At 62.8% G+C, this 14,350-nt stretch carries 15 protein-coding genes; 8 read left to right on the forward strand and 7 right to left on the reverse strand.

What is annotated here, in order from left to right; all coding sequences use genetic code 11:
- From ssuD to PM2_RS20030, 4 genes are all read left to right on the forward strand, one after another.
- A partial coding sequence (gene ssuD / locus PM2_RS20015) for an FMNH2-dependent alkanesulfonate monooxygenase (protein ID WP_155276340.1) occupies window positions 1–1,136 on the forward strand: 1,136 nt, incomplete at its 5' end.
- A 10-nt stretch (window positions 1,137–1,146) separates the two neighbouring features.
- Complete coding sequence (gene ssuC / locus PM2_RS20020; RefSeq protein ID WP_016714458.1) at window positions 1,147–1,944, forward strand: aliphatic sulfonate ABC transporter permease SsuC; 798 nt, start codon at window positions 1,147–1,149, stop codon at window positions 1,942–1,944.
- Window positions 1,941–2,753, forward strand: coding sequence for an aliphatic sulfonates ABC transporter ATP-binding protein (gene ssuB, locus PM2_RS20025; RefSeq protein WP_016714459.1), 813 nt, complete (start codon window positions 1,941–1,943; stop codon window positions 2,751–2,753). Before ssuC ends, ssuB begins: the two co-directional genes overlap by 4 nt.
- Window positions 2,754–2,797: 44 nt before the next feature.
- On the forward strand, window positions 2,798–3,013 hold the full coding sequence (locus tag PM2_RS20030) for a TOBE domain-containing protein (protein ID WP_003255829.1): 216 nt from the start codon (window positions 2,798–2,800) through the stop codon (window positions 3,011–3,013).
- 42 nt (window positions 3,014–3,055) lie between these two features.
- On the opposite strand, the gene PM2_RS20035 is transcribed toward PM2_RS20030, so the two are convergent.
- The 4 genes from PM2_RS20035 to PM2_RS20050 all read right to left on the reverse strand — a co-directional run bounded on the left by PM2_RS20035 (window position 3,056) and on the right by PM2_RS20050 (window position 8,126).
- Window positions 3,056–3,688 (reverse strand): TetR/AcrR family transcriptional regulator, encoded by a 633-nt coding sequence (locus tag PM2_RS20035; protein WP_016714460.1) that lies wholly within the window; start codon window positions 3,686–3,688, stop codon window positions 3,056–3,058.
- Window positions 3,688–5,265, reverse strand: coding sequence for a glutamate--cysteine ligase (gene gshA / locus PM2_RS20040; protein WP_028699549.1), 1,578 nt, complete (start codon window positions 5,263–5,265; stop codon window positions 3,688–3,690). The genes PM2_RS20035 and gshA overlap by 1 nt, the downstream gene beginning before the upstream one ends.
- Before the next feature lie 153 nt (window positions 5,266–5,418).
- Complete coding sequence (locus PM2_RS20045) at window positions 5,419–5,802, reverse strand: PaaI family thioesterase (protein WP_003257433.1); 384 nt, start codon at window positions 5,800–5,802, stop codon at window positions 5,419–5,421.
- Complete coding sequence (locus tag PM2_RS20050) at window positions 5,802–8,126, reverse strand: Tex family protein (RefSeq protein ID WP_016714462.1); 2,325 nt, start codon at window positions 8,124–8,126, stop codon at window positions 5,802–5,804. The genes PM2_RS20045 and PM2_RS20050 overlap by 1 nt, the downstream gene beginning before the upstream one ends.
- A 217-nt stretch (window positions 8,127–8,343) precedes the next feature.
- On the opposite strand from PM2_RS20050, the gene ompR reads away from it, so the two are divergent.
- Complete coding sequence (gene ompR / locus PM2_RS20055) at window positions 8,344–9,084, forward strand: osmolarity response regulator transcription factor OmpR (protein WP_016484407.1); 741 nt, start codon at window positions 8,344–8,346, stop codon at window positions 9,082–9,084.
- A 13-nt stretch (window positions 9,085–9,097) separates the two neighbouring features.
- Entirely contained in the window at window positions 9,098–10,411 is a 1,314-nt protein-coding gene (locus tag PM2_RS20060; RefSeq protein WP_016714463.1) for an ATP-binding protein, read from the forward strand.
- A 30-nt stretch (window positions 10,412–10,441) separates the two neighbouring features.
- Here PM2_RS20060 and rimK read toward each other — a convergent pair whose 3' ends face one another.
- The gene (rimK, locus tag PM2_RS20065; protein WP_012316721.1) at window positions 10,442–11,347 is read right to left on the reverse strand and encodes a 30S ribosomal protein S6--L-glutamate ligase; all 906 of its coding nucleotides are present in this window, start codon (window positions 11,345–11,347) and stop codon (window positions 10,442–10,444) included.
- The gene (rimB, locus tag PM2_RS20070) at window positions 11,344–11,826 is read right to left on the reverse strand and encodes a retropepsin-like aspartic endopeptidase RimB (protein WP_025754077.1); all 483 of its coding nucleotides are present in this window, start codon (window positions 11,824–11,826) and stop codon (window positions 11,344–11,346) included. Before rimB ends, rimK begins: the two co-directional genes overlap by 4 nt.
- Window positions 11,827–11,935: 109 nt before the next feature.
- Here rimB and PM2_RS20075 point away from each other — a divergent pair, with 109 nt between their 5' ends.
- Window positions 11,936–12,337: an RNA-binding S4 domain-containing protein gene (locus PM2_RS20075; protein ID WP_016714465.1), complete on the forward strand. Its 402-nt coding sequence runs from the start codon at window positions 11,936–11,938 to the stop codon at window positions 12,335–12,337.
- Between the two features lie 27 nt (window positions 12,338–12,364).
- On the opposite strand, the gene PM2_RS20080 is transcribed toward PM2_RS20075, so the two are convergent.
- Window positions 12,365–13,159: a phosphatase PAP2 family protein gene (locus PM2_RS20080; protein WP_019096895.1), complete on the reverse strand. Its 795-nt coding sequence runs from the start codon at window positions 13,157–13,159 to the stop codon at window positions 12,365–12,367.
- A 120-nt stretch (window positions 13,160–13,279) separates the two neighbouring features.
- Here PM2_RS20080 and hslO point away from each other — a divergent pair, with 120 nt between their 5' ends.
- Window positions 13,280–14,179 carry an Hsp33 family molecular chaperone HslO gene (gene hslO / locus PM2_RS20085; RefSeq protein WP_016714467.1) on the forward strand — a complete coding sequence of 300 codons (900 nt, stop codon included), beginning with the start codon at window positions 13,280–13,282 and terminating at the stop codon, window positions 14,177–14,179.
- Window positions 14,180–14,350 lie beyond the last annotated feature (171 nt).

Consider the following 14,350-nt stretch of genomic DNA (forward strand, 5'->3'; position numbering starts at 1 on the left):
TTTTCTGGTTCCTCCCAACCCACGGTGACGGCAAGTACCTGGGCACTTCCGACGGCGCCCGTGCGGTCGACCACGGTTACTTGCAGCAGATCGCCCAAGCCGCTGACCGTCTGGGTTTTGGCGGGGTGCTGATCCCCACCGGGCGCTCCTGCGAGGACTCCTGGCTGGTGGCCGCGTCGCTGATCCCTGTGACCCAGCGACTGAAATTCCTGGTAGCCCTGCGCCCAGGCATCATTTCGCCAACCGTGGCAGCACGCCAGGCGGCAACGCTGGACCGCCTGTCCAATGGGCGTGCCCTGTTCAACCTGGTCACCGGTGGCGACCCGGACGAACTGGCCGGTGATGGCCTGCACCTGAGCCATGAAGAGCGCTACGAAGCCTCGGTCGAGTTCACCCGTATCTGGCGCAAGGTGCTGGAGGGCGAAAACGTCGATTACGACGGCAAGCACATCCAGGTGAAGGGCGCCAAGCTGCTCTACCCACCTATTCAGCAGCCACGTCCGCCACTGTACTTCGGCGGTTCGTCCGAAGCTGCTCAGGACCTCGCCGCCGAACAAGTCGAGTTGTACCTGACCTGGGGCGAGCCACCGGCAGCCGTTGCCGAGAAAATCGCCCAGGTGCGTGAAAAGGCTGCTGCCCAAGGCCGTGAAGTGCGCTTCGGCATCCGCCTGCACGTGATCGTGCGTGAAACCAACGAAGAAGCCTGGGCCGCCGCCGACAAGCTGATCTCGCACCTGGACGACGACACCATCGCCCGTGCCCAGGCCTCGCTGTCGCGCTTCGATTCGGTGGGCCAGCAGCGCATGGCTGCCCTGCACGGCGGCAACCGTGACAACCTGGAAGTCAGCCCCAACCTGTGGGCAGGTGTTGGCCTGGTCCGCGGCGGCGCCGGTACCGCACTGGTGGGCGATGGCCCGACTGTGGCGGCACGGGTCAAGGAGTACGCCGAGCTGGGTATCGATACCTTCATCTTCTCGGGTTATCCACACCTGGAAGAGTCGTACCGGGTTGCCGAACTGCTGTTCCCACACCTCGATGTGCAACGCCCGGAGCAACCGAAAACCGGCGGCTACGTAAGCCCGTTCGGCGAGATGGTGGCCAACGACATCCTGCCCAAGTCCGTGTCGCAGAGCTGAGGGCCGGGCCATGAGTCGTGCAACTTCTTCCAACCTGGCCCAGCGCCTGGCGCCGTGGGCGCTGCCGGTACTGCTGTTGGCAGCCTGGCAGCTGGCGGTCAGCGCTGGCTGGCTGTCGACACGCATTCTGCCGGCACCCAGCGCTGTGGTCAGCGCCGGTGTCGAGCTGGTGCGCAGCGGTGATATCTGGACTCACCTGGCCATCAGTGGCTGGCGTGCCGGCCTGGGCTTTGCCATCGGCGGCAGCATCGGCCTGGTGCTGGGGTTCATCACCGGCCTGTCGAACTGGGGCGAACGCCTGCTCGACAGCTCGGTGCAGATGATCCGCAACGTGCCACACCTGGCGCTGATCCCGCTGGTGATCCTGTGGTTCGGTATCGACGAGTCGGCAAAGATTTTCCTGGTCGCGCTGGGCACGTTGTTCCCGATTTACCTGAACACCTACCACGGCATTCGTAATGTCGACCCGGCATTGGTGGAAATGGCGCGCAGCTATGGCTTGTCCGGCTTCAGCCTGTTCCGTCAGGTGATCCTGCCGGGGGCGCTGCCATCGATTCTGGTGGGGGTGCGCTTCGCGCTGGGCTTCATGTGGCTGACCTTGATCGTGGCGGAAACCATCTCGGCCAACGCCGGCATCGGTTACCTGGCAATGAATGCCCGAGAGTTCCTGCAGACCGACGTGGTGGTACTGGCCATCGTCTTGTACGCCGTGCTCGGCAAGCTTGCCGACCTCGCCGCTCGCGGCCTGGAGCGTGTGTGGTTGCGCTGGCACCCAGCCTATCAAGTCGCCAGGAAGGAGGGCGCATGACCGTGCTCAAGGAACAGCCGCCTCGCCTGCTGCGTGGCATCCCGCTGGCCTCCAACGGCCTGCGCAAGACTTTTGGCCAGCGCGAAGTGCTGAAAGGTATCGACCTGCATATTCCGGCCGGTCAGTTCGTTGCCATCGTTGGCCGCAGCGGCTGCGGCAAGAGCACCTTGCTGCGCCTGCTGGCCGGGCTCGATCAACCCACCGCCGGCCAACTGCTGGCCGGTGCTGCGCCGCTGGAAGAGGCCCGTGAGGAAACACGCCTGATGTTTCAGGACGCACGCCTGCTGCCCTGGAAGAAGGTGATCGACAACGTTGGCCTGGGCCTGTCTGGCGACTGGCGCCCGCGTGCGCTGGAAGCGCTCGAGGCGGTGGGCCTGGCCGACCGCGCCAATGAATGGCCGGCCGCGCTTTCGGGTGGCCAGAAGCAGCGCGTGGCCTTGGCCCGCGCCTTGATTCACCAGCCACGCCTGCTGCTGCTGGATGAGCCGCTGGGTGCGTTGGATGCATTGACCCGTATCGAGATGCAGCAATTGATCGAGCGCCTGTGGCGTCAGCATGGCTTCACCGTGCTGTTGGTTACCCACGATGTCAGTGAAGCCGTTGCCGTGGCTGACCGGGTGATTCTGATCGAGGACGGCGAGGTCGGGCTCGACCTCACTGTCGACCTGGCACGGCCCCGGGCGCGTGGTTCGCACCGCCTGGCCTCGCTGGAAAGCGAAGTGCTCAACCGTGTTCTGTCGGCCCCGGGCGCTGCGCCCGAGCCGGACCCTGTAGCCCCTCTGCCCACGCAGTTGCGTTGGGCGCACTGACTCACTCACTTACCAGACTGAAGCCATAGAGAAGGAATCAAACCATGACTATCAAAGCCATCAACGTCCGCAACCAGTTCAAAGGCACCGTGAAAGAAATCCTCGAAGGCCCGGTACTGTCGGAAATCGACGTGCAGACTGCCTCGGGTATCGTCACCTCGGTCATCACCACCCGCTCCGTGCGTGAGCTGGAGCTGCAGGTTGGCAGCGAGGTAATTGCTTTTGTGAAGTCGACTGAAGTGTCTATCGCCAAGCTGTGATGGCGCTGCCGATACCGGGGCTGCAATGCGGCCCCGGTAATGTCAGCTGGAACGTTTGGCCAGAAACGGCGGCAGGTACAACCCCAGATACGCCTCGAACACCCGCTTGCCTTCTTCGGCCATGCGCGGGGTGATCGCTTCGTGCAACTGCACCGATCGCGCATACACCCGGTCGCTCAGTTCCATGGCCAGGGCAAACACGTCCACATCCAGTGGCATCACCGGCAGGTGAAAATGCTGGTCGAACAACTTGTGCATCAAGTCGCCCAGTTCCATGTCGTGCTGCCGGTCGGCCTGCACCACCTCACTCAGTCCATGCTGGGCCAGGATCAACTGCCGCGCTGCGGCATCCCCGTTATAGATATCAAGCATGCGTTCTTCGATCAGCCGTGACAGCTCGTGCCAGCTGCTGAACGCAGTGCTGTCGATTGGTGCGCCCAGTGCCTCGCGAAACGCCCGGTGTACATCGGCCGTCAACGCTTCCAGCAACGCTGGCACGCTGGCGAAGAAGTGATACACCGAAGACGGCGGAATCTGTGCCCGTTCGGCCACACTGTAGATGGACAGTGCCGCCACCCCTTGCTCGGCCAGCAATTCGCGTGCAGCCGCCAGGATCGCTTCGATCCTGGCCTGGCTGCTTGCGCGTGGCTTGCGCGGGGTGGCGGTGCGGTTCATCAGTTGCTGATTGCCAGGATACTGGCCTGGTAGGCACCGACGAACAGGTCGAAGTCACCGACTTCTTGCTGTTCCAGCTCGGACTGCTTGGCAAGCGATTCACGGGCCAGTGTTTCGAACGCCTGCTGTTGCTCGTTGCTCAGAGGCTGCTCGCGGAACGTTTCGGCGTGGATCCGGCTTTGGCGCAGAGAGAACTGGACGAAGGTTTCGTCGTGTTCGGCCATGCGTGCCAGCACCTGGGCCGACGGGGTCAGCGAAGCGTCGTCGACCTTGGCTTGCTGCGCATCCAGGGCCTTGGCGTGATCCTCACCACCTTGCGCCTGGTCGAGCAGATTGGCCAACGGTCGAATACGCTGAATCAGTTCGCTGGCCCAGTCTTTCAGGCTGATCGGCTGGCCATTGCGGTGCAGCTCAAGGCCCGGGCGGCGGCCTTCCTTGACCACGGTCAGGAAGTTGCTGGTGCACTGGCCGCATTCGCCGTTGTCCAGCTGCGGGCTGTCTTCCAGTGCGCAGAACAGCAGGAACGCATCGAGGAAGCGTGCCTCGGGCAGGTCGATGCCTACCGGCAGGAACGGGTTGATGTCCAGGCAACGCACTTCCACATACTGCACGCCACGCGAGGTCAGGGCCTGGATCGGCCGTTCGCCGGTGTAGGTGACCCGCTTGGGGCGGATGTTCGAGTAGTACTCGTTCTCGATCTGCAGGATGTTGGTGTTCAGTTGCACCCACTCGCCGTCCACGTGGGTACCGACTTCAACATAAGGCGGGTAGGGCGTACCCACGGCCTTGCGCAGGCTATCGGTGTAGCTGGCCAGGTTGTTGTAGCACGGCGTGAGACCGGCCTGGGCGTTGCTCTGATAGCCCAGGTCGCTCATGCGCAGGCTGGTGGCATAGGGCAGGAACAGGGTTTCGGCATCCAGCTCTTCGAGCTGGTGCGGGCGGCCACGCAGGAAGCCTTTGTCCAGGGCTGGCGAGGCGCCGAACAGGTACATCAGCAGCCAGCTGTAGCGGCGGAAGTTGCGGATCAGGGCGATATAGGCTGACGACTGGTAGTCGCGGTCGTTTTCGCTAGCGCCCTCTGCCTCACGCAGCAGCGGCCACAGGGCCTCGGGCAGCGAGAAGTTGTAATGGATACCGGCGATGCACTGCATGGTGCGGCCGTAGCGCAGGGCCAGGCCCTTGCGGTAGACGTGCTTGAGCTTGCCGATGTTCGAGGTGCCGTACTCGGCAATCGGGATGTCCTCCTCGGCCGGCAGCGTGCACGGCATCGACGGGCTCCACAGGTATTCGTCGCCCAGCTTGCTGTAGACGAAGCGGTGGGTCTGTTCGAGGCTTTCGAGTACCTTGGCCGGGTCGGGCAGGGCTGGGGTGATGAACTCCAGCAGCGACTCGGAATAGTCGGTGGTGATCTGCTCGTTGGTCAGCGCCGACCCCAGGGCTTCCGGGTGCGGGGTCTGGGCCAGGCGACCTTCGTCGGTCACGCGCAGGCATTCGCGCTCAATACCGTGCAGGCACTGCTTGAGCAGGGGAAGATTGGCGCCGAGCAGGCTCAGGCGGCGGTTGAGGAGGTCGCTCAAGATGTATTCCTTCACGCGTCAGTCGCCCCAATATGGGGGTAGAGATAACGGTCTACAAGGGTAGGAAGAAAGGAACTGGCGTTGTCGCCTGGTTTACGCGGTTCCAGCAGTGCCAGCGCACTGCTGAAAATACCGCAGATACAGCTTGGTGAGCTAGAGAACCGCGAAGGTTCCTTGCGCTTTTGCCACCAGTTTGTCGCCCTGGACTACGTCGGCGTCGACCACCAGGGTACGCCGCCCGGCGTGCAGCACGCGGGCGGTACACAGCACTTCGCCGTCACTGACGGCGCGCATGTAGTTGATCTTGCACTCGATGGTGACGCTTTGCTGGTCAAAGCCATGGCTGGCCGAGCAAGCCAGGCCCATGGCGATGTCTACCAGGCTGAAGATCGCCCCGCCGTGCAGCTTCTGGCCACGGTTGCGCAAGTGCGGCTCAAGTGCCAGGGCTACCTCGGCAACACCGGTTTCCAGGCGTTGCAGGCGGCAGCCCAGCAGTTGGCTGAAGGCGCTCTCGACGTATTCGCGTGGTACGTCCATCACTTCTTCTTCAGCTGCTTGGCGTTGGCGAACAGGGCGGCCATGGCGTTGTTGGCCGGTGCGGCAGTTGCGGTTTCACGCTGGCGTGGGGCCTGCTGCTGACGGTTGCCGCCATTGCCACGGTTGCCGCCGCGGTTGCCTTCGACCTTTTCGCCCGGTGTGTCGCTCATGCGCATGGACAGGCCGACGCGCTTGCGCGGGATGTCCACTTCCATGACCTTGACCTTGACCACGTCGCCAGCCTTGACCGCTTCACGCGGGTCCTTGACGAACTTTTCCGACAGCGCCGAGATGTGTACCAGGCCGTCCTGGTGTACGCCGATGTCGACGAAGGCGCCAAAGTTGGTGACGTTGGTGACCACGCCTTCGAGGATCATGCCCGGCTCCAGGTCCTTGAGGTCTTCGACGCCGTCCTGGAAGGTGGCGGTCTTGAACTCGGGGCGTGGGTCGCGGCCCGGCTTGTCCAGCTCCTGCAGGATGTCGGTGACGGTCGGCAGGCCGAAGGTTTCGTCGGTGAACTTTTTCGGGTCCAGGCGCTTGAGGAAGCTGCTGTCGCCGATCAGCGAACGGATGTCGCGGTCGGTGTCGGCGGCAATGCGTTGCACCAGCGGGTAGGCCTCGGGGTGTACTGCAGAGGCGTCCAGCGGGTTGTCGCCGTTCATCACACGCAGGAAGCCGGCGGCTTGCTCGAAGGTTTTCTCACCGAGGCGGCTGACCTTTTTCAGGGCTGCACGGGTAGCGAACGGGCCGTTGGCATCGCGGTGGGCGACGATATTCTGCGCCAGCGTGGCGTTAAGGCCGGAAATACGGGTCAGCAGCGCCACCGAGGCGGTGTTCACGTCCACGCCGACGGCGTTCACGCAGTCCTCGACCACGGCATCCAGGCTACGCGCCAGTTTCAACTGGGACACGTCGTGCTGGTACTGGCCGACACCGATGGATTTCGGGTCGATCTTCACCAGCTCTGCCAGTGGGTCCTGCAGGCGGCGGGCGATCGACACGGCGCCTCGGATCGACACGTCCAGGTCCGGGAACTCGCGGGCGGCCAGTTCCGATGCCGAGTACACCGAAGCACCAGCTTCGGAGACCATGATCTTGGTGATTTTCAACGCTGGGTATTTTTTCACCAGTTCGGTCACCAGCTTGTCGCTTTCGCGGCTGGCGGTGCCGTTGCCGATGGCGACCAGCTCCACCGAGTGCTTGGCGCACAGCGCGGCCATGATGGATAGGGTGCGGTCCCAGTCGTTTTTCGGCGCGTGCGGGTAGACCGTGGTGTGGTCCAGCAGCTTGCCGGTGGCATCGACCACGGCGATCTTGCAACCGGTGCGCAGGCCCGGGTCGAAGCCCAGGGTGGCGCGCGGGCCGGCCGGGGCGGCCAGCAGCAGGTCGTGCAGGTTGTGGGCGAACACGTTGATCGCCTCGCCTTCGGCGTTGTCACGCAACTCGCCGAACAGGTCGGTTTCCAGGTGGGTGTACAGCTTGACCTTCCAGGTCCAGCGCACCACTTCACCCAGCCACTTGTCGGCCGGGCGGCTGCGGTTTTCGATGCCGACGTGGTTGCCGATCATCACTTCGCACGGGTGCAGGGTGCCAGGCAGCTCTTCGCCGACTTTCAGCGAGGCACTCAGCACGCCTTCGTTGCGCCCACGGAAGATTGCCAGGGCGCGGTGCGACGGGGCGGTGCGCAGCAGTTCGTCGTGGGCGAAGTAGTCGCGGAACTTGGCGCCTTCTTCTTCCTTGCCCGGTACCACGCGGGCGCTGAGCACCGACTCCTGCTTGAGGAAGTTGCGCAGTTTTTCGAGCAGCGAGGCGTCTTCGGCGAAACGCTCCATCAGGATGTACTTGGCGCCTTCCAGCGCAGCCTTGACGTCGGCCACGCCTTTTTCGGCGTTGACGAAGCGTGCGGCTTCGCTTTCCGGTGCCAGGGTCGGGTCGTTGAACAGGCCGTCGGCCAGTTCGCCCAGGCCGGCTTCCAGGGCGATCTGGCCCTTGGTGCGGCGCTTTTGCTTGTACGGCAGGTACAGGTCTTCGAGGCGGGTCTTGGTGTCGGCCAGCTTGATTTCGCGGGCCAGCTCCGGGGTCAGCTTGCCTTGTTCCTCGATGCTGGACAGGATGCTGGCGCGGCGCTCGTCGAGTTCGCGCAGGTAGCGCAGGCGCTCTTCCAGATGGCGCAGTTGGGTGTCGTCCAGGCTACCGGTCACTTCCTTGCGATAACGGGCGATGAAAGGCACGGTCGAGCCTTCGTCCAACAGGCCCACGGCCGCCTCGACCTGCTGGGGGCGTACGCCCAGTTCCTCGGCGATACGGCTGTTGATGCTGTCCATGTAAACCACCTGACATTTGTGAATACGGGGGTCGCCTGTGGGCTTTTCGCCCGGCGGCGCTGGATGAAAGCCGCGCATTATACCCATCGCAAACGGCTTGCGGTGATGGCGCCCGGCCAGCCGGAACTGGCGCCCGGGGAAAAATCTGCTAACAATGCTCACGCAACGTGCAGCAATGGCTACGCCATAATGCGCGGCGATATCAGAGGAGTTATTCATGACCGGCACCGCAAACACCGCTGAAGGTGACAAGATTCTCATCGTCGACGACGACCCGGGGCTAAGCAGCCTGCTGGAACGTTTCTTCACCAGCAAGGGCTACCGTGCCCGTGCAGTGCCCAACACCGAACAGATGGACCGCCTGCTGCAGCGCGAGGTGTTCAACCTGGTGGTGCTCGACCTGATGCTGCCGGGCGAGGATGGCCTGTCCGCATGCAAGCGCCTGCGCCAGCAGAACAACCAGATCCCGATCATCATGCTCACCGCAAAAGGCGATGAGTTGAGCCGTATCAAAGGTCTGGAGCTGGGCGCCGACGACTACCTGGGCAAGCCGTTCAACCCGGACGAGCTGATGGCCCGCGTCAAGGCCGTGCTGCGCCGCCAGGCACCCGCTGTACCAGGGGCACCGGGTAGCGAAGACGAATCGGTCACTTTCGGTGATTACGAGCTGTCGCTGGCTACCCGCGAACTCAAGCGTGGCGATGAAGTGCACATGCTCACCACCGGTGAGTTCGCCGTGCTCAAGGCCTTGGTGATGCACGCCCGCGAACCGCTGACCCGTGACAAGCTGATGAACCTGGCCCGTGGCCGCGAGTGGGATGCACTGGAGCGCTCCATCGACGTGCAGATCTCGCGCCTGCGCCGCATGATCGAGCCGGACCCGTCCAAGCCGCGTTACATCCAGACCGTCTGGGGCGTGGGCTACGTGTTCGTGCCAGACGGAAACGCCGGTAAATGATGCCTGGCCGTCGATGAAAACCCCGCTCTGGTTTCCGCAAAGCTTCTTCGCCCGCACCCTGTGGCTGGTGTTGATCGTGGTCCTGTTCAGCAAGGCCTTGACCCTGGTCTACCTGCTGATGAACGAGGACGTGCTGGTCGACCGTCAGTACAGCCACGGTGTGGCGCTGACCTTGCGTGCCTATTGGGCTGCCGACGAAGAAAACCGCGACAAGATTGCCGAGGCGGCTGGCCTTATCCGCGTGACCGGCTCGGGTGTGCCCGAGGGTGAACAGCACTGGCCCTACAGCGAGATCTACCAGCGGCAGATGCAGGCGGAGCTGGGCGAGGACACCGAGGTTCGGCTGCGCATTCACGCGCCACCGGCGTTGTGGGTCAATGCGCCAAGCCTGGGCCCCGGCTGGCTGAAAGTGCCGCTGTACCCGCACCCGCTGCGCGGGCAGAAAATCTGGAACGTACTGGGCTGGTTCCTGGCCATTGGCCTGCTGTCCACCGCTTCGGCCTGGATCTTCGTGCGCCAGTTGAACCAGCCGCTCAAGCGCCTGGTGTTCGCCGCTCGTCAGCTGGGCCAAGGGCGCAGCGTGCGCCTGCCGATCAGCGATACGCCCAGCGAAATGACCGAGGTGTACAAGGCCTTCAACCAGATGGCCGAGGACGTCGAGCAGGCCGGGCGCGAGCGTGAGCTGATGCTGGCCGGGGTTTCCCATGACCTGCGCACACCGCTGACCCGTTTGCGCCTGTCGCTGTCACTGCTGAACAGCGACAGCGACTTGAGCGAGGACATGGTCCGCGATATCGAAGACATGGACGCCATCCTCGATCAGTTCCTGGCCTTTATCCGCGATGGCCGTGACGAGCCGGTAGAAGAGGTCGACCTGGCGGACCTTGTGCGCGAAGTGGTGGCGCCGTACAACCAGCCGGAAGAACGTGTGCGCCTTTGCCTGGAGCCTATTCCGCCATTTCCGCTGCGCCGGGTTTCGCTCAAGCGCATGTTGGGCAACCTGATCGGCAATGCCCTGCACCACGCTGGCAAAGGGGTCGAGGTAGCGGCCTATGTGTCGGGTGATGAGAGTGCGCCGTATGTGGTGCTGAGCGTGCTGGACCGTGGCACAGGGATCGACGAATCGGAGCTGGAGACCATCTTCAACCCGTTCATTCGTGGTGACCGGGCGCGGGGTGGCAAGGGCACCGGGCTGGGGCTGGCGATCGTCAAGCGGATCGCGGCGCAGCATGGCGGTAATGTAGAGCTGCGCAACCGGTCCGGTGGTGGGATCGAGGCGCGGGTGCGGTTGCCGCTAGGGTTGTTGTTACCGCGTAATGCTGTGTGATTGCTGGGGCTGCAAAGCAGCCCCACAATTTCAGCCCTTACCCTTGGTCCGGGTCTGATTAGGCCCGCCGTTCTTCTCCAGGTGCTCGATGATCATCCCGGCCACGTTCTTGCCGGTGGTTACCTCAATGCCTTCCAGCCCCGGTGACGAGTTCACCTCCATCACCAGCGGCCCATGGTTGGAACGCAGGATATCCACACCCGCCACACTCAACCCCATCACCTTGGCTGCACGAATCGCGGTAATCCGCTCTTCAGGGGTAATCTTGATCAGGCTGGCGACGCCCCCCCGGTGCAGGTTGGAGCGGAACTCGCCCGGCTTGGCCTGGCGCTTCATCGAGGCAATCACCTTGTCGCCCACCACGAAGCAGCGAATGTCGGCGCCACCGGCCTCCTTGATGTATTCCTGAACCATGATGTTCTGCTTCAGGCCCATGAACGCCTCGATCACCGACTCGGCCGCCTGGGTGGTTTCACACAGCACCACACCAATGCCTTGGGTACCTTCCAGCACCTTGATCACCAGCGGGGCACCATTGACCATCTGGATCAGGTCGGGGATATCGTCCGGCGAATGGGCGAAACCGGTGATCGGCAGGCCAATGCCGCGTCGTGACAGCAATTGCAACGAGCGCAGTTTGTCGCGCGAGCGGGCAATGGCCACCGACTCGTTGAGCGGATACACCCCCATCATCTCGAACTGGCGCAGGACTGCGCAGCCGTAGAAGGTGACCGAGGCACCGATACGCGGGATGACCGCGTCGAAACCTTCCAGCGGCTTGCCGCGGTAGTGGATCTGCGGCTTGTGGCTGGCAATGTTCATGTAGGCCCGCAGGGTATCGATCACCACCATTTCGTGACCGCGCTGGGTACCGGCTTCGACCAGGCGGCGGGTGGAATACAGACGCGGATTGCGCGACAGCACAGCGATCTTCATGCAGCACCTGTGGCAGGAGAAAGAGTGGCCGGAAAGGCCGGTTTGTCTTGTACGTATTTCAGGCCAGGGTTGACCACCAACTGGCCGTGAATCAGGGCCTTGGAACCCAGCAACAGGCGGTAGCGCATGTTCTTGCGGCAGGCCAGGGTGAACTCCACTTCCCAGACACCATCGCCCAAGGCCAGTGACGTGCGAATGACATAACGGGTCTGGGCCTGGCCGTTGGAGCTCTTGATGGTTTTCATGGTCACCAGCGGCGCTTCGCAACGGCGGTGACGCAGTTGTACCACCGAGCCCAGGTGCGCAGTGAAGCGGACCCAGGGCTGGCCGTCGCGCTCGAAGGGTTCCACCTCGGTGGCGTGCAGGCTGGAGGTGCTGGCGCCGGTGTCGATCTTGGCGCGCAACCCGGCCACGCCGAGGTCAGGCAGGGCGACCCACTCGCGCAGGCCGATCACAGTCAAATGGTCAAATGTCTTCACGAAGCGCACCCTGCGAATGAGGTGGTGAACTGTAAGCACGGCGGGGATTTTTTGCATCCGCTGGTTACGGTAGTACAGTTCGATGAAACACAGTATTCGAGGTAACGGGATGGCACAAAAAGCCGAAGACGACGACAAGGTTCGTCTGGACAAGTGGCTGTGGGCGGCGCGCTTCTACAAGACGCGGGCGCTGGCCAAGGCGGCGATCGAGAGTGGCAAGGTGCATTGCCGGGGCGAGCGTTGCAAGCCGGGCAAGGAGCCGCGTGTGGGGGACGAATTTGTGCTGCGCACCGGGTTTGACGAACGCACCGTGGTGGTGAAGGCGTTGTCGGTGGTGCGGCGTGGGGCGCCGGAGGCGCAGACGTTATACGAGGAAACCGAAGAAAGTGTGCGCCGGCGCGAGCAGGCAGCTGAAATGCGCAAGGCCGGGGCCATGGGCGTGACCACCGATGGCCGGCCGACCAAGAAGCAGCGCCGGCAGATTCACCAGCTGCATGGGAGCTTTGATTGAATGGGGCCGCAAAGCGGCCCCAACGATTTAGCGGATAACCGCCAATCGCCTGACCAACGGTAGCTTGGCCGCGATGTTGAACAACGGCGCCGTCCAGCGCATCAACGCTGCGCTACCCTTGGCCGCCAGCGGCGTGTAATAGCTCCAGCCCAACGCCAGCACCGCCATCAGCAACCCGCCGATGTAGTCGTCCTGCCCCCAGTGAGCACCGGCCACTAGGCGCGGCAACATGAACAGCACTGCCAGCCCCCAGATTACCAGGTACTGCACCAGCCGGCGGCTGAACACGCTCATGAACAGCGCCCAGATCAGCAACACCGAGGCGTGATCCCCCGGGAAACTCTTGCTTGAACGGTCTTTCAGCTCCCAGGCCGCCTCCAGGTTCGGGTAGTAGTCACTGAGGTGGACGACGTCGTCAAACATCATCGACGGGCTCTTGTGTTGCCATCCTGCTGCATCCACCCACTTGGAAAACAGCGCACGAATCACCACTAAGAGGAGTAGCGTGACCAGAAAGCCGAAAAAGGCCTGGCGAACTTGAGCGGCTTTGAACACCCAGTCGCCACGGATAAGCACCGCCAGAAGGATCAGACCGACAACGATGTCGAACGGGCGCAGGCTGCCGACGGTCCAGATGTAGCGCCAGGTGGTGCTGTCGGCCAGCGGCGCATTGAGGCTGTGGAACAGCCACTCGTCGAAAGTCAGGCACAAGATCTGGCCAATGGGCCATAACCAGAAACACAGTAGAGCGATGGGTAGCAGCGTGCAGGCTGCCAATGGCCCCAAGGACCACCTTGCTTGGAACAGTGGTCGATTGTCCATAAAATACCTCTATTGCAAACAGAAATCGGAGCGACTTGTGATCGCTCTGTCACGGGTTCTCGCAGGTTTTTCGATAACCCTTGTAACCATTTTGTCATCATTTTTAGATAGCCAAAACCTATGAGCGATTTGCCTGATACCGATTTCACCCAACGTTTCATCTTCGACGAGCGCGATGTGCGCGGCGAGTGGGTGTCTCTCGACGACAGCTACGCTGCGGTGCTGGCGCGTCATGAGTACCCTCAACCGGTCAAGGCACTGCTTGGCGAACTGATGGCCGCCACCGCCTTGCTGGTGGGAGCATTGAAGTTCGATGGCCTGCTGATTCTGCAGGCGCGTTCCGCAGGGCCGATTCCGCTGCTGATGGTGGAATGTTCCGGTGACCGCGACATCCGCGGCATGGCCCGTTACGAGGCAGACCAGATTCCGGCAGATGCCACCCTGTCGCAGTTGATGCCCGACGGCCACCTGACCCTGACCATCGATCCGGTCAAGGGCCAGCGCTACCAGGGCACCGTGGACCTCGACGGCGCCAACCTGTCGGAGTGCTTCACCAACTACTTCGTTCAGTCGCAACAGCTCAATACCCGCTTCTGGCTCAATGCCGAAGCCGGCAAGGCCCGTGGCCTGCTGCTGCAGCAACTGCCGCGTGATCGTCAGCCGGACGACGAAGAGCGTGAAGAAAGCTGGCAGCACGTCGTGGCATTGGCCACCACGCTCAAGGCTGATGAGTGGGCGCTGGACAATGAAACCCTGCTGCACCGCCTGTACCACGAAGACGCCGTGCGCCTGTTCGATATCCAGCCACTGCGCTTCAATTGCAGTTGCTCGCGCGAGCGCTCCGGTAATGCGCTGGTCAGCCTGGGTGAGCACGACGCCAAGGCGTTGGTGGAAGAATGCGGCGGGACGGTGGAGATCGATTGCCAGTTCTGCAACGAGCGCTATTTCTTCGATGCCAGCGATGTGGCGCAACTGTTTGCCGGTGGCGGCACGGACGCGGCCTCAGAAACTCGTCACTGAAACGTTTAATTGCAGGGAAATCTCCTGTCGAATTGCGCAAAAGCGCGGTTACGACAGGAGGGGCCTACTTTTTTTGGGCGTTTCTGGCATAATCCGGCCACTTTTTTCGCTGTAGTAGTTTTTTCAAGGCAACTACAAAACGTTTGGAGCACTCGGCCTCGGGCCGGATGG

Source organism: Pseudomonas monteilii NBRC 103158 = DSM 14164 (genome assembly GCF_000730605.1).
GTDB lineage: Bacteria > Pseudomonadota > Gammaproteobacteria > Pseudomonadales > Pseudomonadaceae > Aquipseudomonas > Aquipseudomonas monteilii.